The sequence below is a fragment of the Guyparkeria hydrothermalis genome, assembly GCF_023555385.1.
Lineage (GTDB): Bacteria > Pseudomonadota > Gammaproteobacteria > Halothiobacillales > Halothiobacillaceae > Guyparkeria > Guyparkeria hydrothermalis_A.
The window spans coordinates 369,680-387,958 of sequence record NZ_JAJSED010000001.1 but is presented as its reverse complement, the minus strand read 5'-3'; the positions used below and the strand labels follow the sequence as shown (position 1 = coordinate 387,958).

The 18,279-nt window shown below is 61.5% G+C and carries 16 protein-coding genes; 3 read left to right on the top strand and 13 right to left on the bottom strand.

The window, feature by feature from the left end:
• Window positions 1-2: 2 nt before the first annotated feature.
• From LV476_RS01910 to LV476_RS01865, 10 genes are all read right to left on the bottom strand, one after another.
• Window positions 3-1,262 carry a CpaF family protein gene (locus LV476_RS01910; RefSeq protein WP_250072728.1) on the bottom strand — a complete coding sequence of 420 codons (1,260 nt, stop codon included), beginning with the start codon at window positions 1,260-1,262 and terminating at the stop codon, window positions 3-5.
• A 3-nt stretch (window positions 1,263-1,265) separates the two neighbouring features.
• Entirely contained in the window at window positions 1,266-2,471 is a 1,206-nt protein-coding gene (locus LV476_RS01905) for a hypothetical protein (RefSeq protein ID WP_250072727.1), read from the bottom strand.
• Between the two features lie 13 nt (window positions 2,472-2,484).
• On the bottom strand, window positions 2,485-3,663 hold the full coding sequence (locus LV476_RS01900) for a type II and III secretion system protein family protein (RefSeq protein WP_250072725.1): 1,179 nt from the start codon (window positions 3,661-3,663) through the stop codon (window positions 2,485-2,487).
• Window positions 3,664-3,784: 121 nt separating this feature from the next.
• On the bottom strand, window positions 3,785-4,753 hold the full coding sequence (cpaB, locus tag LV476_RS01895; RefSeq protein ID WP_250072723.1) for a Flp pilus assembly protein CpaB: 969 nt from the start codon (window positions 4,751-4,753) through the stop codon (window positions 3,785-3,787).
• Between the two features lie 20 nt (window positions 4,754-4,773).
• The gene (locus tag LV476_RS01890; protein ID WP_250072721.1) at window positions 4,774-5,187 is read right to left on the bottom strand and encodes a TadE/TadG family type IV pilus assembly protein; all 414 of its coding nucleotides are present in this window, start codon (window positions 5,185-5,187) and stop codon (window positions 4,774-4,776) included.
• A gap of 56 nt (window positions 5,188-5,243) precedes the next feature.
• Complete coding sequence (locus tag LV476_RS01885; protein WP_250072719.1) at window positions 5,244-5,609, bottom strand: prepilin peptidase; 366 nt, start codon at window positions 5,607-5,609, stop codon at window positions 5,244-5,246.
• Between the two features lie 108 nt (window positions 5,610-5,717).
• Window positions 5,718-5,921 carry a Flp family type IVb pilin gene (locus LV476_RS01880; RefSeq protein WP_250072717.1) on the bottom strand — a complete coding sequence of 68 codons (204 nt, stop codon included), beginning with the start codon at window positions 5,919-5,921 and terminating at the stop codon, window positions 5,718-5,720.
• Between the two features lie 362 nt (window positions 5,922-6,283).
• A complete protein-coding gene (locus LV476_RS01875; protein WP_250072716.1) occupies window positions 6,284-8,206 on the bottom strand; it encodes a sensor histidine kinase in 1,923 nt (640 codons plus the stop codon).
• A complete protein-coding gene (locus LV476_RS01870; protein ID WP_250072715.1) occupies window positions 8,199-8,714 on the bottom strand; it encodes a response regulator in 516 nt (171 codons plus the stop codon). Before LV476_RS01870 ends, LV476_RS01875 begins: the two co-directional genes overlap by 8 nt.
• 32 nt (window positions 8,715-8,746) lie before the next feature.
• On the bottom strand, window positions 8,747-9,529 hold the full coding sequence (locus tag LV476_RS01865) for a response regulator transcription factor (protein WP_250072714.1): 783 nt from the start codon (window positions 9,527-9,529) through the stop codon (window positions 8,747-8,749).
• A gap of 463 nt (window positions 9,530-9,992) precedes the next feature.
• Between LV476_RS01865 and LV476_RS01860 the strand changes: the two genes are divergently transcribed.
• Complete coding sequence (locus tag LV476_RS01860; protein WP_250072713.1) at window positions 9,993-11,513, top strand: OmpP1/FadL family transporter; 1,521 nt, start codon at window positions 9,993-9,995, stop codon at window positions 11,511-11,513.
• Between the two features lie 208 nt (window positions 11,514-11,721).
• Window positions 11,722-13,107: an MBL fold metallo-hydrolase RNA specificity domain-containing protein gene (locus LV476_RS01855; protein ID WP_250072712.1), complete on the top strand. Its 1,386-nt coding sequence runs from the start codon at window positions 11,722-11,724 to the stop codon at window positions 13,105-13,107.
• Between the two features lie 199 nt (window positions 13,108-13,306).
• Here the strand turns inward: LV476_RS01855 and LV476_RS01850 are convergent, their stop codons facing one another.
• Window positions 13,307-14,122 (bottom strand): fumarylacetoacetate hydrolase family protein, encoded by an 816-nt coding sequence (locus LV476_RS01850; protein ID WP_250072711.1) that lies wholly within the window; start codon window positions 14,120-14,122, stop codon window positions 13,307-13,309.
• 638 nt (window positions 14,123-14,760) lie between these two features.
• On the opposite strand from LV476_RS01850, the gene LV476_RS01845 reads away from it, so the two are divergent.
• Complete coding sequence (locus LV476_RS01845; RefSeq protein ID WP_250072710.1) at window positions 14,761-16,065, top strand: OmpP1/FadL family transporter; 1,305 nt, start codon at window positions 14,761-14,763, stop codon at window positions 16,063-16,065.
• Window positions 16,066-16,193: 128 nt separating this feature from the next.
• Here the strand turns inward: LV476_RS01845 and LV476_RS01840 are convergent, their stop codons facing one another.
• A complete protein-coding gene (locus LV476_RS01840; protein ID WP_250072706.1) occupies window positions 16,194-16,802 on the bottom strand; it encodes a superoxide dismutase in 609 nt (202 codons plus the stop codon).
• Window positions 16,803-16,940: 138 nt separating this feature from the next.
• A complete protein-coding gene (locus LV476_RS01835) occupies window positions 16,941-18,203 on the bottom strand; it encodes an O-antigen ligase family protein (RefSeq protein WP_250072704.1) in 1,263 nt (420 codons plus the stop codon).
• Window positions 18,204-18,279: the final 76 nt, after the last annotated feature.

The window sequence follows — 18,279 nt, the reverse complement described above, 5'->3', positions numbered from 1 at the left end:
GGCTACCGGTGCTCCCAGCGCTGCGACATCTTGCGGTTGAACACCCCGTTCGCCGCACGGCGATATTCCCGGCTGGAGGCTTCCCAGGTGAACAGCTGATTGAGCACGTAATTGCCGTCACGACACTCCACCAGCTCCTGAATCGACGTCACCCGACGTGTTCCGTCACGAGTCCGTGAGACGTGAACCAGCAGGTCCAGGGCGGAAGCGATCATCTCGCGCAGCGTCGATTCGGCGCCCAGGTAACCGGTGAAGCCCACCAGCATTTCCAGACGCGACAACGCATCCGCCGGGCTGTTCGCATGCAGCGTGCTCATCGAGCCGTCGTGGCCGGTATTCATCGCCTGAAGCAGATCCATCACTTCCACGCCACGGACCTCGCCGACCACGACACGATCCGGGCGCATCCTGAGGACGTTGCGAACAATGTCCCGCGCCGACACCTCCCCCTGGCCTTCGGCGTTCGGCGGACGCGTCTCCAAGGTGACCACATGCGGATGATCAAGCTGGAGCTCGGCCGTGTCCTCTATGGTGATCAGCCGTTGGTCGGCCTCGATGAACTGACCGAGCGCGTTCAACAGCGTGGTCTTGCCCGTCCCGGTGCCGCCGCTGACGAGGATATTCATCCGGCACTCGACCGCCCGGCGCAGGAACGAGAGCATGTCCGGGTTGAATGCGCCATTGGTCAGCAGCTCGCCGGTTGACAGCTGCTCTCGACGGGCCTTGCGGATGGAGATATCCGGCCCGTCCAGGGCAAGCGGCGAGATGATTGCGTTCAACCGGCTTCCATCGGACAAGCGGGCATCGACCATCGGCGATGATTCATCCAGCCGGCGCCCCGTCGGCGCCAGCATGCGCTGCAACACCCGCATGACGTGCTGGCTGTCGACGAACCGGATATCGGTGTCCTGCAGTTTGCCGTGGCGCTCGACCACCACCCGGTAGGGACCGTTGACGAGGATGTCGGTCACGCTCGGATCATGAAACAACGCTTCCAATGGCCCATATCCGAGGATCTCGTTGATCATGTCCTCGATCAGGCATTCCCTCTCACTGACGTTGACGCCCACCGTCTCCCGAGCGATGTATTCGTCGATCAGACCGGTCACGTGGGCAGTGAGCACCTCCCGATCCAGCTCCAGACTGTCGATCCCGCGTTGCTCGAGCTGTTCGATTAGAAAACGGTGCAGATGAACGCGATACGGCCCTCGCTCCTGGCCTTCACGCAATCGGAATTGGACGCGATGTGGGTTCAACGACACGGCTTAGCTTCCCTTCCTCGAACCGATCACCCCGGTCAACAGACCGCCCAGGCCGCTCTTCGAGGCGGCAGGCTCCCCCCGAACACGCTTTGCCAGGGACCGGATCGCCTGCGTGTAACCGCTGCGCGGGAAGCGCTCCATGAACGTCTCCCCCGAATTGACCACCTCGAGCCGTGCGGCCCAATCAACCGGTAGCGTCGCTGCCAGCGGCAGTTCGAGGCGCTCGGCCAACAATTTTGCCGATGGCAGAGAGCGTTTTTCGTACCGATCCAGCACCAGTTCGACCTTGCCCTGCATTCCGCCGACACGATTGAGTTCCTTGAGCAACTGCTCGTTGGCGCGGAAGCTGGTGATGGTCTGCGTACCCAACAGGAAGATCCGGTCCGCACGCTTGGAGAAGGTCTGAATGAAATCGATGTCGGCGACGCCCGACAGATTGATCACCACGTGCTTGAAGTAGTAGTGAAGCGCGTCGAGAAACAGCATGACGTCGGGGGGCTGAAGCTCGGCCAGGCCATCAAGATCGTCGCCCACCCCGAGCACCCGGACGCCGCTGTCGTGGCGGGGAAAGGCGGTATCGACCAGCAAGCCGTCGATCGAATGGACGTTGCGGATGGCGTCCACGAGGCTGTATTCGGCTCGCAGACCGAGGATGGTGAGCACGTCATTGGCCGGGAATCCGACGTCCAGGATCAGACAGTCCTCGTCCTCCCCCAGTCCACGCTGAATCTGCATGGCCAGATGTTCGGTGAACAGGGCCGCATCCTCGTCCGGTCGGGCGCCCACGACAACGGTCATCTGTGCATGCCCACGCGCCTCGGACCCGAACGGGTGACGTGGAAGTCGCTCGGTAACCGCTTCGATACGCCGGTTGAACTCGTCCAGATCCGCGCTCGGCATAAGGAAATCGGTCGCCCCGGAACGCAAGGCCGACAGCAGCAGGTGCCTGGAGTCGTTCTCCCCCACCGCGATGACGGGCAGAAACGGCTTGTGCCGCACCAGCCCTTGCACCAGGGATTCCTGATACCGCAGCCACTGGGATTGCATGGAAAACTCGACGAACACGACCGAGGGAGCGGTCGCGTCGACGAATCGTATGGCTCGCTCCAGGTCGAGCTCCCGGGAATCGACCACTTCCCCCAGGCGGCCCACTCCTTCGCGAATCAGGTGGCCGGTCGAATCGCTTGCCACGAATGCAACAAAAGTCATGGAGAGTCCCTTCTCAGTCCGAGAAACCGGTATTCGTTTCGTCATCGCCTACCGAGCCGAAGTAGCGATCCTGACCGAGCAACCGAAGGAACGAGCCATCGCGATCGCGCAGCGACTCCCCGGGCATCTCGGGCAACGTGGCACCGGCGGCGAGCGGACGCACGAGGTGCGGCGTGACGACCATGATCAGTTCCGAGTCCTCTCGGCTGAACCGGCCCCCGGCGAAGAACGCGCCAAGGATCGGAATATCCCCGAGCCCCGGATACTTGTCGGCGTTTTCCATCATGGACTGGCTCACCAGACCGCTGATGACGAAGCTTTCGCCGTCACCGAGTATCACGGTGGTGTCGGTACGCCGAACCCGCAGGCCCGGCACCTCGACACCGCCGCTACGCACGCCGATGGAAAAGTCGAGCTCGCTTACCTCGGGTGCCACCTTGAGCACGATGCGATCGTCGTCCAGCACGGTCGGCGTCAACCGCAGGCGTATGCCGTATTCGCGGTATTCGATCGAAATGGAGTCCCCCACGCCCTGCTGAACGGGGATCGGCACCTCGCCGCCGGCCGCGAATTGCGCCTCCTGCCCGCTCAGGGCCACCAGGCTGGGATTGGCCAGCGTGTAGGCGACCCCCGAGCTTTCCAGCGCATTGATGGCCGCGAGCCAGCCCCGCCCGGCACTGCCCAGGGCCAGGTTGTATCCCTGGCGGTCCGGCAGGATCAGGCTGCTGAGCTGATTGAGGGTGTTGCTGACGATATCGCCGAGCCCGGCCCCCGTACCCGGCGGGGATGACGCGATCGTGGTATTGCTCGTGGCCCGGGCCACGAAGGAGCCGACGCTCTTGAGCTCGGTCTTGTTGACCTCGACGATCCGCACGTCGGTCTGCACCTGCATGCCGAACGACGTCGAACTCCGGTCGACCGCGCTCCCCTCCCCGTCGGTCAACATGCTTTGCGCTTCCAGGGAATCGACCTGTCCGCTGACCTGCGCCTTCTTCACCCGAACCGGGTAGACCTGTTCGTCGCCCTCACGCAGGCGAACGATGATCTTCGTGCTTCCGGTCCGCAGCGGGGTCAACAGCACCGAGGTATCGCCCACGACCTTGGCATCGACCGTATCCGGGTCCCCGACAGCCAAGAAGTCGATCGGCTCGTCAACCGACAATGTTTTCTGTTGGCCGACCGAAAGCTCCATCCTTTCCCCGACGGCCGCGCCCGCCCACGGGCTGACCAGCACAAGCAACACGGTAAGAAACCACTGGCTTACGGTTCGCCCCGAGGGCGACGGCAACGCAACGAGAAATCCCTGCCTCATCTCAGTCCACTTCCACTGTCGTCGATTCTGATCCGTTGAAAACGCGGACGCGTTTCGGTGGTGACGGCTCAGGGCGCTCAACCGCCCGTGACGCCTCCGCTACCGACACACCCAGAAGACCGTTAAGCGACTCGACCGACGCTTTCGAATCCGCCGAGGCCGGCCCGCCATGCGACTCCCCCCGGGCGGATGCCGCGGAATGTACGGCGAGCCGAATCTTCCCGCTCCGCGCGGCGAGCAGCACCCTGGCAACATCGTTATCGACCAGCTCGAGAACGACCGAGCGAACCCGCGGTTGGCGTTTCGATTCGCTTTTCGCTGCCGAACGCATTTCGCGGATGCCATCGACCAACTCGGTTCGTTCCGCAAACACTGCCGTTTCGCGAGGCGGGGCGGGCGAGCCGTCGGCCTCAGGCCCGATGATCTCGCCGACGGCAAGAACTCGGACACCGCGAGCCACGACGCGGGCCGACGGTCCGGCCGCCCCTTGCCGGTCGACGAACCACACCAGGTCGACCTTGTCGCCCGGCGCGAGGTAGCCCCCCGCGGCTTCCACTTCATTGACTTCAACCGCCAGCGCCTTGTGCCCCGGGGAAACCATGGCGGCCAACGGCGTCACAGCCGGAGGGGCCGACAACAGATCCGGCGTGAAGCCCTGACCCTCCGCGATGCCCGCTGCCGCACGCTTGCCCAGCACCTCCGCGGGGCTGGAAACATACTGGGGGGATGCGCCGTCCCGACGAATCAAACGGTCGGTCACGGCAATGTCCGCCGCGCGAATGACCGCGTTCGCTTCGATGTCACGTGATGCCACCACGACACGATGCGTCTGTGCCTCGGTTGCCGCCGATTCCGACCGTGAAACGTTCACGGGTTCGGGGGCTGTCGCTTTGAGGTAACCGACCAGGGCGACGCCAATACCGGCGAATATCAGCAACGCGGCAAGGAGTCTGAGAGTGTTCGATGGCATGATCCGAGTGTTCCTTCACTTCATTGCGACATTGACGATCCGAGTCTTGGCGGAAGCACCATGTCCGCCTCGGCCCTCAGGTTCTCTGGAAGGCGGGGTACGGTCCCGTAGCCGGGAAGTTTCAGGGGGGCAAACGGGAGAACGGAGGAAGGCAGCTCGACCGCGATGTTCAGCCATCCCTGAGTGTCGGGTGTTCCCACGGTGACGGAGACTGCCTCACGGGTCGACGCGGGCAGCCACGCCAGGCTTTTGCCGACCCGCTCCTCGATCACCTGCTCGAGTGCAGCCGGCGTATCCGCGCGAAAACCCGCCCTGGCCCCTTCTTCGGCGGCATGGGTGAGGGACTGGCTGAGCATGAACACCGCGCCATAGGACACCGACGCGTAGAACACGACGAAAAGCAGCGGGAGCATTAGCGCGAATTCGATGGCCACCGCCCCACGCTGGGCGGGGCCATGTAGGGGGCTGGGCGCCGAGTTCCGCGAACGGATTACACCACCAACATCCATGTCAAGATCGCTCCTGGTAGAAAAGCGACGGCAAACGGGAAACGCCTTCCCGATCCAAAGCCGATAACGAGCAGGACCAGGCCGGCCCACAACCCGGCGGCCAGCACACCGACCAGCAGTGCGGCACTGCCCCACAAGGCCCCGGCCAGCGCTCCGAGCTTCAAGTCGCCGCCGCCGAGCACCCCAAGGAACAAACCGGGACCCAGAAGCACAAGGCTCAACGCGAGACCGAGCAGCCGGTCGTCGACTCCGGTCCCCATGCCGGCTGTCCATTGCAGCGGCAGGAGGATCAAACCGAGGAGAAGCCACGCATTCGGCAGCCGACGGCGCGTGTAATCGAAAAACACGCCCCCCGCCCCCCATGCGACCGTCGAGAGAATCAGTGCCCATTCGGGGATCCCCACCGAAGTGCGAACGTGCCTACGGGATGCCGGACGGCAAGCGCGACGCGGCCGTCAGGCCGCGTCACCCATGCTGGTCGCCAGCCCGTCAAACACAGCCTTCAATGCCTCCTGAACCGGCTCGAGGAAACCAACCAGCGCCGCTGCGATCAACGCGGCTATCACGGCATACTCAATTGCACTGGCGCCGCGCTCATCGCGCCAAAGCATGAGGAGGGATACAAGGATCTTCTCGCAGAACGCACTGGGCATGCTCATTCACTCCTTTGCACTGGTAACAAGCCTTAGGGCCAAAAACCATCCACACCATGTGGGACTGACAACTCGCCTGAGACGCCAGACGCTCTATTGCTACACGATCGTTATAGGTCGGGCGCTGGGGAACCGTGTCTCATGCTCAGGCAATAGACAATAATACTTTAGTAATATTGTCAAGTATTCAACCTTTGCTCAGAATTTACGTGAGAAAAATAGTGCTTCGCATTGTTAGCGTTGCGATTTCTCGACACCCGTCCCGGCCCCTGCAATAGGCTCCGGGTTTGACTCGGCGAGCGGGCTATCGTTCCTTGGAGCGACCGAAAGGCCCTGTCCGGCGCCCAAACCTGACGACAATTCGCCCCTCAATCATCCGATTCCACGGTCGCCTCGGTAAGGGGCATACGCACGGTGAATTCCGCGCCACCGGCAACATTCCGAACGGAAATATCACCGTTCATGTCCTGGATAATGCCGTAGCTCAACGACAGCCCCAGCCCGGTGCCCTTGCCGGCCGGCTTGGTGGTGAAAAACGGCTGAAAAAGCCGGTCGAGTACCGCATCAGGCACCCCGCCCCCCGTATCGCGCACTCGGATCTCGAGCACGTTCCCGGTAACGCTGCACAGGACGAAGATCTCCTTGCTGCCGCCGGCCTCGGCGTGGGCATTGATTGCATCTCGGGCATTCACGAGGAGGTTCATCATCACCTGCTCGAACAGGGATTCGTGCCCCCAGCACATCGCCCGTTCCGCCTCGCAATCCCGCTGCACGCGGATACCGTCTGCATCCAGCTGTGACTGCAGAAGCCCGACCACCCGGCCCACACCCTGAGGCGGAGAGAAATATTCCGGGTCGTCGGCCGGCTTACGCCCGAATATCCGCATGTGATCGATGATGTCGGCCGCCCGTCGCGTCTGAGCCGCGATGCGATCCAGCTTGCCGACGTAATATTCGAGGTCCACCGACTCGCCACTGATACGTCGGCGCAGGTTCTGGGTGGCCAGCCGAATCACGTTCAGCGGCTGGTTGATCTCGTGAGCCACTCCCGCTGCCATTTCGCCCAGCACGCTCATTTTCGATGTCTGAACAAGTTGCCGCTCGGCCTCCTTCACCGAAGTGATGTCCAGGTGGATCAGAAGCACCCCGGCTTTGGCTTCGGCGTCGGCTTCGGATTCGGATTCGGATTCGGAGTCCAGCGGCAATGCCAGCACGTAAAACCACCGCCAGCCTTCGTCTGACAGACTCAACCGGATATGTGCGCTCGCCTCCTCGCCCTGTGCCGCGCGCTCCAGCAGCCTGTTCCGCTCGGCCACGTCGGATGGATGCACGTCCATATCGCCGGCGTTGCCCGGCGTGGCTGTATCACTTGAAGCGGATTCCACGGACCAATCGCCGTCTTCACGGCGTCTTGCGGTAGCGAAGAAGGCAGCGGTGGATTGACGGTCGGTCAGACGCCCACTCAAGTCCCGCCACGAAGGCGCTGTCGTTGTCGGCACCGCCGTGCTTCCCTCGGCCCAAACGGGCTTTTCGCTCGTCAGGCCCGCTATCGACATCGACGCGTCGTTGACCCAGAACGCCCGCCAGGAACCCCATGCCACCAGCCCCCAGAAGAGCGGCAGCATCATGGCGGCAACCGGCCAGAGCGGCTCCGGGACACCCGCAGCGGTGATGCCGAGACGCGACACGTCGGCAAGAAACGTGATCGCGAGCGCAGTCAGCGGCAGGAGAGACAACAAGAGCAGCAGGGCAAAGCGACGTTGCCCCGTGTCGAGCCAGCGCGACCAGGTGCGATCGCGTGCTCGGGGCATGACCGCCATTAGGAGACACAGCAGGACCGTGTCGATCGCCGGCCTGAAAAACGCCCCATCGGGCAAGAACATCCCGGCACCCGCCCACGCCGCCAGTTGCCCCACGCCCACCAACAGGGAGCTCAATGCCAGAAAAGCCAACGGCAGGGGGATGGCCTGTGATCTGCCAACATGAAGCAGCAGCCACAACACCATGATTTCGAGGCCGGCCAGAACGAATCCCAAGGGCAAGTGGCCAAACCAGAAAAAGGACAAGGCACCAGCGAGTGCGACGAGCAGTGCCGCAGCAGCGACGCCGAGATAGACCCAGCCGACCAGGCCGAGGAACAAGACGGCCGCCGGGAACAGGAAAGTGGTGAGCCAGAAGTGCCCGTTCAACTCAAGGGGCGGCCAGGCCAAAAACCCGACAAAACTGCCAAGAGCGAGTACCAATACCGCCAGGCGCCCCGCCCGACCGTCCTCCGTGACGCCATCATCCATTATCGCCATCCGCTTGCGATCCTGTTGCCAATCGACACCGGCGAAGTTCTTCCTTCAGTTGAGCAACCTGGGCCTCCAAGAACTCCACCCGACCTTCCAGCGTAAGCGAATCCGGCCTGTCAGGCACCGACTCGCCCCGCGATTCCATTCGCCCCAACACCCAATCAACAACCTCATCTAGGTCGAAAGGCTTTCGCAGGAAACGATCCACCGCGAGGCGGGCGCCCTCTTCTCTTTGCTGCTCGGTGAAGTGGGCGCTCATCATCAGCACGGCGATTCGTTCGCCACCGGGAAGCGTGCGCAGGTTGCGGACCAAATCCAGCCCCGACATGCCGGGCATGTTCTGATCCACGAGCACCATTGCCGGCAGTCGTCGCTCTGCTTGCGAAAACGCCTCGATCCCATCCGATGCGAGCTCGACGTCACCCCCCTCGGCCCGCAGCACCTCGGCGATTTCCTCGGTGAGTGCCCGCTCGTCATCCACCAGCATGATGAACGCGTCGGCCATGGGGGAATGTTGTTCATCCAATGGAAAACGCGTCACGACGCTGCCTGCTGGAGCCGGTGGGCAAGAAGGGCGATCTGCGTGCGATTCGAGACACCCAGGGTGTCGAGGATCTGGGACACATACAGCTTGACGGTATTTTCCGAAATGCCCAGCTCACAAGCGATCTGGTAGTTGGAATGGCCACCGGCAACCAGTTGGGTTACCTCCTTCTGCCGCTTGGTCAGACGATCCATTCGCGCTTGGATATCTTTCAGGTCATCCGCCAACTCAGCGGTCGGTTCGCCTGACTCACGGCGAGAGCCAATCGATTCGCGCAATTCCGACAATTCCGCTCGAATCTCCGAGAGGGAGCCGTCCAATGCGTCCATGGGCAGCGAATGCCGGTTGAACGCCATCCGTTCCCGACGGCGGGCGACGCGCTCAAGCGCATCCTTCATCGCGATAACGAGCTCGTCCAGGTCCACCGGTTTCTCGAAATAGTCACGCGCCCCTGCCCGCATGGCATCCAAGGCCTTTTCGCGCGAGCGATAACCGGAAAATATCGCGGCTTCGAAAACCCGGTCGCCCTCGTAATGCCTGGTAGCCCAGTCGATGAAGGACACCCCGTCTTCACCCGGCATGCCGATATCCACCAGCAGGACGGCAATCTCGGCATTCTCCAGAAATTCGGTGCGCGCCTCGTCTGCCGACGTCACACCCACGGAAGGGATTCCGTGATTCCCGAAGTGCTCCTCCAACTCTTCAATCTCGTCGCGCTCGTCATCGACGATCAGGATCCTGAGCTGAGCGGGACCGTGCTTTGTTTCATTGACCATTTTCGTGCACCTACCTGTGCGAATTAGCGCTTGCGACCGAGTAGCCGTCGCTCGCCGAACGATCGTACCCGAGTGGCACCCACGAGATACGACAACCCCCGACGTGACCACTCACTATGACCCATCTCGCCTCACGACGGTTCTACCCCGCCGCTGTGCGCATCGATCCCTTCCAGGGGGCTGATGCCGTTGTGCCAACCGGCCTACTGCCAACGGACTAATGCAAAGGGACCGCAAACGGCGCCCCGGGGCAACCACACTTTTTTACTGCTCAAATCCCGCCTTTTTGACTATGTCCTTCCCGCCCTCCCCTCGGCAGGCTTTTGCTCCGAGGCAAAGAACTTCAGTCGCGTACGACCAAAGTTCACGAATCAAGCTGGCTCTGCGGACCGACCAGGACGTTGGTGTCACGGACTGAAACACGATTCATAACGGAAGTTGAACAGCAAGGAGATCATCGAGCATGAGTTTGAAACGAACATTGCTAGCGACGGCCGTGGCCGGCGGGATCATGGCCATGGGATCTGCTCACGCGACAAACGGTTACTTCGCGCACGGCTACGGGGTAAAGAGCAAAAGCATGGGTGGTGGCGGTGTCGCCTTTTCCGCCAATAGCGCCATGACCATCGCCAACAACCCAGCCACCCTCACCGACGTTGACGACCAGGTCACGTTTGACGTCTCGTACTTCCGGCCGATTCGGGGATACGACTACGAAACCCGTTTCCTGCCAATCGACAATGTCGTTGATCCGGATGCGCAGCAGCTGTCCGGCATCCTGGGCGTCGTTGACCCGCAACTGGCTGGCTTTCTCGACAACGCTCTCTCGATCGCGCTCAATGCGCTCCCCACCGAAGCCTTCTCGGTGGAAGGGACCGGCCGTAGTGACCGCGAGGCCTTTTATATCCCCAGTCTTGCTGCCAGCTATGCGTTGACGGAAAACGATTCGTTCGGCATTGCCATGTACGGCAATGGTGGGATGAACACCGACTATCCGGCCGAATCAGGCAACTACCTCGGCTTCGGCGGCGACAACCCTCAGGGCACATTCGGCTCCGGCCGTACCGGGGTAAACCTGGAACAGTTGTTCATCACCCCGACCTATGCACGAAAGCTCTTCGACGACACGCTCTCGATCGGCATCAGTCCAGTCATCGCGCGTCAGAAATTCAGGGCCTACGGCCTCGACAATTTCAACGGCTCCGGCGAATTCGGCCCGCTGCTGGCCGCGCGGTACCCCAATGCCGGCGGGGACCGTCCCGGCTCGTTCTCGACCGATAGCGACAACATGAACGGCAACGGCCACGACAAAGTCTGGGGCTATGGCGGCAAGATCGGCCTGACGTTCTCGCCGACCGACAACTTCACCCTGGGTGCGAGCTATCAGTCGCGCATCCACATGGATGAGTTTGAGGAGTACTCCGGCCTGTTTGCCGAAGGCGGCAGCTTCGACATCCCGCCCACGTGGACCGTTGGCATGGCGGCTGACGTGACCGACACCCTCACGCTGACGTTCGACTATCAACGCATCAAGTACGAGGACGTGAAGTCCATCTCCAACCCCTCGATGGACTACCTGTTTCAGTGCACCGACGGCGATTCCTCAAAGTGCCTTGGCGGCGAGGACGGCATCGGTTTCGGCTGGGATGACATCAACGTCTACAAGCTCGGCATGCAGTGGCAAGCCACGCCGAAACTGCAGCTCCGTGCAGGCTGGAACCGGGGCGACAACCCGGTCAGCAGCGAGGATGCCCTGTTCAACACCATCGCGCCGGGCGTAACGGAAAACCACTACACCGCCGGCTTTAGCTATGCGTTCAACAAGCACCACCAGATGCACGGTGCCGTCATGTACGCCCCGGAAGTCCGGGTCGACGGCAAGAACGAGTTGCTGAGTGACTTCACCGTGGGTGCCGCCGAACAGGACCTGAGCATCTACATGAAGCAATACGAAGCCACGGTCGGCTACACCTACAAATTCTGAGTCCCTTCCCGCCTCTCCGAGGTTTTGGGCCGCTCCTGATGGGCGGCCTTTTTTTTGGCCTTCCGGTCGCCCCGCCACGGGATCTCCGCTGGCTGTTGAGCCATTCTGTGGATCACCGCTGTGAACCGATGCCTCCCCAACGAACGTTACGTTGTAAGCTCATGGATACTGCGACAGGGACGACGGGATTCTTCGACGGAGGCCGACCATGATGCGATTGTCCTTTCACGGCGCGAACCGGGGCGTAACCGGCTCATGCCACCTTCTCGAACTCGACGGACTCAAGGTGCTCGTCGACTGCGGCCTGTTCCAGGGCGGGCGCGAGATCGACGAGGAGAATGCCGCGGAGTTCGGCTTCGATCCCAGCCAGATCGATATCCTGCTACTGACTCACGCGCACCTCGACCACTGCGGACGCATCCCGCTGCTGGTCAAGCGAGGTTTCACCGGCGAGATCATTGCCACCCCGGCCACGCGCGAGCTCGCTCGGGTCGTCCTGCTCGACGCCGCGCACCTGCAGGAGGAAGAAGCCGAGCGCCATGCACGCAAGGCCAAGCGCCGGGGCAAGAAGGCGCTCGAACCGCTCTATGGCGAGCTCGATGCGCTGAATGCCATGGACCTGTTCGGCCGCAAGGCGCATTACGAGAATGAGCTGGAGCTTGCCCCCGGCGTGACCGCCACGTTCTACGATGCCGGCCATATCCTTGGTTCCGCGAGCATCCGCATCACCTATCGAGATGGCGAGGTCGACAAGGCGATCATCTTCTCCGGCGACATCGGTAGCAGCGATCGCCCGATCCTGCGCGACCCGGTGCCGCCACCGCCAGCCGAGACCGTGGTGATGGAAACCACCTATGGCGATCGCGACCACAAGCCGCTGGCGCCCTCGATCCAGGAGATGTACGACATCATCAACGAGACCATGGAGCGCGGCGGCAACGTAATCATTCCCACGTTCGCTCTCGAACGTGCTCAGGAGTTGCTCTACCACCTGCGCGAGGGCGTGGATCAAGGCGTGATCCCTCGCACATTGCCCGTATTTCTCGACTCACCAATGGCCATCTCGGCTACCGAGATATTCCGCCACCACCCCGAGTGTTACGACGAGGACGCCTGCGCCCTGTTCGAGCGCGGCGACGATCCGTTCTGGCTGCCCGGCGTGCATTTCACCCGGGAAACGGCCGACTCGATGGCGCTCAACCGCTTAAGTGGTGGCGCAGTGATCATGGCCGGATCGGGCATGTGCACCGGCGGGCGGGTGCGCCATCACCTGCGGCACAACCTCTGGCGTCGCGAGGCGAGCGTGATCTTCGTCGGCTGGGCCGCACCGGGGACCTTCGCACGCCGCCTGATCGACGGCGCCGAGCGGATCCGCCTGTTCGGCGAGGACATCCCGGTCAAGGCGAAGCTTCACACCATCAACGGCTTTTCAGCGCATGCCGATCGTGACGAACTGCTCGCCTGGCATGCCGCCACCCGGCCGGATCGAACCATCTTAGTCCACGGGGAAGAGGACGTGATGGAGACATTCAGCCAAGCCCTGCACGGAACGCAGGTGCTAATGCCGGAACAGGGAGAGTCCGTCGATCTTTGATAGGCAGATCAAACCCGACGAGGTTAAGTGCGTCATTCCCGCGTAGGCGGGAATCCAGATGCATCGTCTATCCCCCCCCGTGGATCCCCGCTTCCGCGGGGATGACGGATGGCGACCATCTCGTCAATCCTCCGGAAGCGGGAATTCACACGACGCATCAAGTCCGCAACTGCGGGCCGCTGACGCCCCTGCGCCCAAATCAAACAAAGCAGGACCGCAACTCCCCAACCGCCTCACAGCTCACCACCACCTCATCACCTTGCTTTAGGTAGATCGGTGGCTCATGGCCTGCGCCCACGCCGGAAGGGGTACCGGTGGCGATGATGTCGCCCGGTTGAAGTGTCACGTAACGGGAAATCGTGGCGATGATCTCCGGGACGGAGAAAATCATCTGGTCGAGCACGGCATCCTGACGCAGTTCGCCGTTGACGCGTGTCTGTAGCCGCCAGTCGCGGATGTTTCCGGCCGACGCTTCCGTAACGATCACAGGCCCCATGGGGGCGTAGCCGTCGATGCTCTTGCCAAGGAACCACTGCACGTGGCGGCCCTGCAGATACCGTGCGGAGACGTCGTTGATCAGTGTGTAGCCGAACACGTGGTCGCGTGCGTCGCGCTCGTCGATATAGCGCCCGCCCTTGCCAATCACCACCGCCAGCTCGCCTTCGTAGTCGGTGGTCTCCGTCGGGTCCGCCGACAGCTCGACCAGCCCATCCGGCCGGTTGACCGTCGTCGTGGCCTTGGAAAAGACGATCGGATGACTCGGGATCGAACCGTAGCCGAGGGCTTTCACCTCGTTGACGTGATCTGCATAGTTCTTGCCGACGCAGAAGATGTCGCGCACCGGACACGGAATCGGCGCCTCGACCCTGACATCCGACAGCGACCGACGCGGGGCCTGTTCGGCAAGACGCTCCAGTGAACCGGACCAATCGTCCCACTGCTCGATCAACGCGATCATCGTCTCGGGAACCTCATCCGACACCGCTCCCAGATCCGCTACCGTCGCGCCGCCCATGTGCATGGCGATCCGCTGTCGACCATCGATCGAGCATGTCATCAGCTTCATCCGTGCCTCCACGCCGTGTTGTCTACGCAGTAAGTTTCGCCCTACCACGACCCTAGCCCAAATCCGACCGATGCTGGCGCCGCCACGCCGTCAACCGGGCTACTGCCATGTTTTCTCTTCCTCCTTTGCCCCGCTCTTGTCCGCCAATTCACGAGGCCCGCAGCCTGATCACTGCCACCCGTTTTCGAAAAAACAACGGCGCAGCACGCATTGGGTTTTCCAGAAAACCCCAGCTGACGAGCACTCACGCCAAACGCAAACACACGTTTTCTACGTGCATACATACACTTACAACACTAAATCGTTACTCTTATTAGTCGTCTCTAATATATGGAAAACATACCTGCGCATAGCGGTAGGAAATTTTGATTACCACTTAATGTTTTTGAATAGGAAAATTACCACTTTCTGATAGGTTGGCTGTCGTCGCTGATCCGGGCGGGCCGACGCAGACGGCCGCAAGGATTTCCTTGGCAGGGATAGCCAGACCCGATCAACGTGCTCTGCAAGCCGACAGGACTGTCGGCGACATGGACTAAAAACAACAATTTCAGGCAATGGAATTGACGACAGGAGAGGAAAGAGGAATGACCTTCAAAAGGACACTTCTGGCAACCGCGATCGCCGGCGCGACTTTCGCTAGCAGCGCAGCTTACGCAACCAATGGCTACCAACTGATCGGTGTGGGCGGCTACCAAATGGGCATGGCCGGTGCGGTCACGTCCAACCCGGGTTCCGCTATGACGGCCACCAGTAACCCGGCAGGCATCGGCGTTGTTCAGCCGGGCGCCGATTTCTCCATGGAAGCGTTCATGCCCGAACGCTCCGTAAGTCTCGGTGGCGGAGCCCCGGCCCAGGACAGTGAAACTGATCTGTATGGCGTACCGTCGATCGGTTGGTCGGCACCTGTGAGCGAAGGCTCTAACGTCTATTTCGGGGGCGGCATGTACGCCACCTCCGGTCTCGGCGTGGACTACCTGTTCCCAGCCGACGATGCGGGGAACACCACCTTCCAGGGTTACTCGCAGCTGGGTGTTTTCCAGATGTCGCCGGCTCTCGCTGTAAAAGTTGATAACCGACTCACCATTGGTGGCGCACTCAACATCGGTTACATGCAGCTCGGTTTCAAGCAGGGCATTACATCCAACGCGGATGGATCGGCTCTGACCGCCGGCGATATCCCGGGACAACCGCTTCCTCCGGCTTACGTAGACATGTCACAGTCCGCCAACGCCTTCGGCCTTGGCGCGACCCTCGGTGTGATCTACGACGTCAATGACATGGTCACCGTTGGTGCGTCATACCGGACGGAGCAAAAATTCCAAGATCTAGAATACAATCTGTCTCACGGTCAGATTGAAGTACAGGGCAATCAGATGCCCGCAGGCCGCTACACAGCATCCATGGATCTCCCGCAGCAGTTCTCTGTCGGCGGCACCATCCGCCCGATGGAAGGCCTCGAAATCTCGGGTGACGTAAAGTGGATCAACTGGGCAGGAACCATGGACAGCTTTGTTGTCTCCGGCCCGAACGGTTTCGAGATGGATCTCGGGCCGGACTGGGATGACCAGGTGGTATATGCCATTGCCGCGGACTATCAGGTCACTCCGAAGTTGGCCGTACGCGCAGGCTTCAACTACGGCAAATCTCCTGTCCAAAGTGAGCAGGTAGCAAACAACCTGATCTTCCCGGCAGTTGTTGAGCAGCATTACACTGCAGGCTTTACCTACGAGATCAACAACCACTGGAACATTGGTGCTTCGTACATGTACGCGCCGAAAGAGACCTTCACTGCTCCGGCAAACAGCGGACAACAAGGCGACATGAACAACGAGCAAGAGATCTCGCTGGAAGAGTCGGCCATCGTGGTTAACCTTGGATATAAATTCTAAACGACCACGGCCGTAAGAGATGATTGAAAGCCGCCCTCCCGGGCGGTTTTTTTGCCTGATCAAATCGTGGTAGACACAAAAAAGCCGGGCCCATTGCCCGGCTTTTCTCGTTGTGGCTAAAGGCCCGCTTACTTCGCCGCGTCGTAACGCTTGACCACCTCGTCCCAGTTGACGACGTCCCAGAACGCGTTGACGTAGTCCGGGCGGCGGTTCTGGTAACGCAGGTAGTAGGCGTGCTCCCATACGTCCAGCCCCAGGATCGGACTACCCTTGACCTCGGCGATGTCCATCGCCGGGTTGTCCTGGTTCGGCGTGGAGGTGACCTGCAGCTTGCCGCTGCCGTCGACGACCAGCCAGGCCCAGCCGGAACCGAAACGGGTCAGCGCGGCGTTGTTGAACTTCTCGACGAAGTCGTCGAACGAACCGAAGGTCGAGGCGATGTCGTCCGCCAGCGCACCGCTCGGCTTGCCACCGCCGTTCGGCGACATCATCTTCCAGAACATGTCGTGGTTGAAGTGACCACCACCATTGTTGCGTACGGCAGTCGGCAGCTTGGAGACGTTCGCGATGATCTCGTCGATGGACTTGTCGTCCCACTCGGTGTCCTTGATGGCGTCGTTCAGCTTGGTGACGTAGGTGTTGTGGTGCTTGGAGTGGTGCAGTTCCATCGTCTGAGCGTCGATGGACTTCTCAAGGTCACCGTAGCCGTACGGCAGATCAGGCAGTTGGAAAGCCATATCGAGATCTCCTTCTTGGTTGGTCAACAAAAAGACATCCTCCCGACCGGAGCCGGGAGGTTCAAATCTGACGAGAGGATAGCAGGCGATGGCCCTCTCTGGCCGATCGTTGGCGCAAAAACACAGTTCCCGACTGGGTCAATCGACCTGGTCGCCCACCCTCTTCCCCGATTCCCTGCGCACCACGAGCGCGGTCGCGAGACCAATGATGGGCCACACGACCGCCAGCGTGTAGGACGCATAGAAGCCGAAATGGGTATTCAGTGGCCACAATGCCAGCCCGACCGCAATCACCGACGCGCCGCCGACCATTCGATCACCTCCCGACCGCCACAGGAACGCAACAAACAGGAGGTAGCCCAGCAGGTACGCCGCAAGGCCGACCAGCCCGGTGCTGACCTGAACATCCATGGCAAAGAGGTGAAGATGCGTGTAGCGCACCTCGCTATAGCCACGATCGACCGCGAGGGCCTCGAAGCCACGCACGCCCACGCCGGTCCACGGAGCATCCTGGACCAGCTGCCAGCCTGCGATCCAGACATCTCCACGCATGGCCGTCGCAGCATTGAACGCCTCGCGATCCATGTCGAACACCTTGGCCGTCACCATTACCCGGTCACGGGTCTGCGGCGATACGGCAAGCACGGCGCTGATGGCGAGAACCACGCCAAGCACTGCCGCCGCGATCCATTGCCAACGAACACGGTAACGCCAGACAACCAGACCACCATAGGCGAGCACGGCAAGACCCATGACCAACATGGCCGACCGCGAGCCGGTGAGCACGATCGTCATCAGGATAGGCAGTAACGCCACCCCCCACGCCCAGTGGCGATGCATAAGGCGTCGGGTCGCCTCCAGCACGAGCGGCAGTAACTGCGCCATCACCACGCCCATGGTCAGGTTCGGGTGGAACATCCCGGTCAGACGCCGCTCGTTGTAGGGGAAGCCAAGCAGGTTGGAGCCAAGGAAAAACTGGATCAAGCCGTCAATCGCCCAGAACAGCGAAGCGGCCAGCACGATATTCAGAAGGACGGGCGTGACGTCATGCCGAGTGGCAGCCCAGACCACCGGCAATGCGGCGAGGCCGTAGAAAGGATAATAGGCGGCCGTGTTCAAGGCCCGGTCGAAATTTTCCGCCCCGAGAAGCGCCAGCAGCTGCGGCGCCCAGATGGCCGCAATCAGGACGAGCAACCAGCGAATCGCCGGGCGGCCAAGCACCTCCTTCCAGCGAGTCGCCAATAGCCAGATGGCAACCAGGGCCAGCAATGCCAGCGGCGCATTGACACTGCGCCCAAACGGCAGTGTCACGATCACCAACGTGAAAAGCCCGACGATACTCCATGACCAGCCATCCCACTTGGGTGAGATCCGAACGTCGGTTTTGGGAAGAAAGGGCATGAATCTGAGTCGTCCGTGAACAATGGGGCGCGCCATTGTAGCGCGCGCTATACCGGGACGGGACTTGGCAGGCATC

What these genes read in the sequence shown, in the direction of transcription:
- LV476_RS01900 (WP_250072725.1), bottom strand. Translation starts at nt 3,663, where the DNA reads ATGGAGCTTTCGGTCGGCCAACAGAAAACATTGTCGGTTGACGAGCCG.
- LV476_RS01865 (WP_250072714.1), bottom strand. Translation starts at nt 9,529, where the DNA reads ATGGTCAATGAAACAAAGCACGGTCCCGCTCAGCTCAGGATCCTGATC.
- LV476_RS01840 (WP_250072706.1), bottom strand. Translation starts at nt 16,802, where the DNA reads ATGGCTTTCCAACTGCCTGATCTGCCGTACGGCTACGGTGACCTTGAG.
- LV476_RS01880 (WP_250072717.1), bottom strand. Translation starts at nt 5,921, where the DNA reads ATGAGCATGCCCAGTGCGTTCTGCGAGAAGATCCTTGTATCCCTCCTC.
- LV476_RS01835 (WP_250072704.1), bottom strand. Translation starts at nt 18,203, where the DNA reads ATGCCCTTTCTTCCCAAAACCGACGTTCGGATCTCACCCAAGTGGGAT.
- cpaB (WP_250072723.1), bottom strand. Translation starts at nt 4,753, where the DNA reads ATGCCATCGAACACTCTCAGACTCCTTGCCGCGTTGCTGATATTCGCC.
- LV476_RS01845 (WP_250072710.1), top strand. Translation starts at nt 14,761, where the DNA reads ATGACCTTCAAAAGGACACTTCTGGCAACCGCGATCGCCGGCGCGACT.
- LV476_RS01850 (WP_250072711.1), bottom strand. Translation starts at nt 14,122, where the DNA reads ATGGGCGGCGCGACGGTAGCGGATCTGGGAGCGGTGTCGGATGAGGTT.
- LV476_RS01905 (WP_250072727.1), bottom strand. Translation starts at nt 2,471, where the DNA reads ATGACTTTTGTTGCATTCGTGGCAAGCGATTCGACCGGCCACCTGATT.
- LV476_RS01875 (WP_250072716.1), bottom strand. Translation starts at nt 8,206, where the DNA reads ATGGATGATGGCGTCACGGAGGACGGTCGGGCGGGGCGCCTGGCGGTA.
- LV476_RS01855 (WP_250072712.1), top strand. Translation starts at nt 11,722, where the DNA reads ATGATGCGATTGTCCTTTCACGGCGCGAACCGGGGCGTAACCGGCTCA.
- LV476_RS01860 (WP_250072713.1), top strand. Translation starts at nt 9,993, where the DNA reads ATGAGTTTGAAACGAACATTGCTAGCGACGGCCGTGGCCGGCGGGATC.
- LV476_RS01870 (WP_250072715.1), bottom strand. Translation starts at nt 8,714, where the DNA reads ATGGCCGACGCGTTCATCATGCTGGTGGATGACGAGCGGGCACTCACC.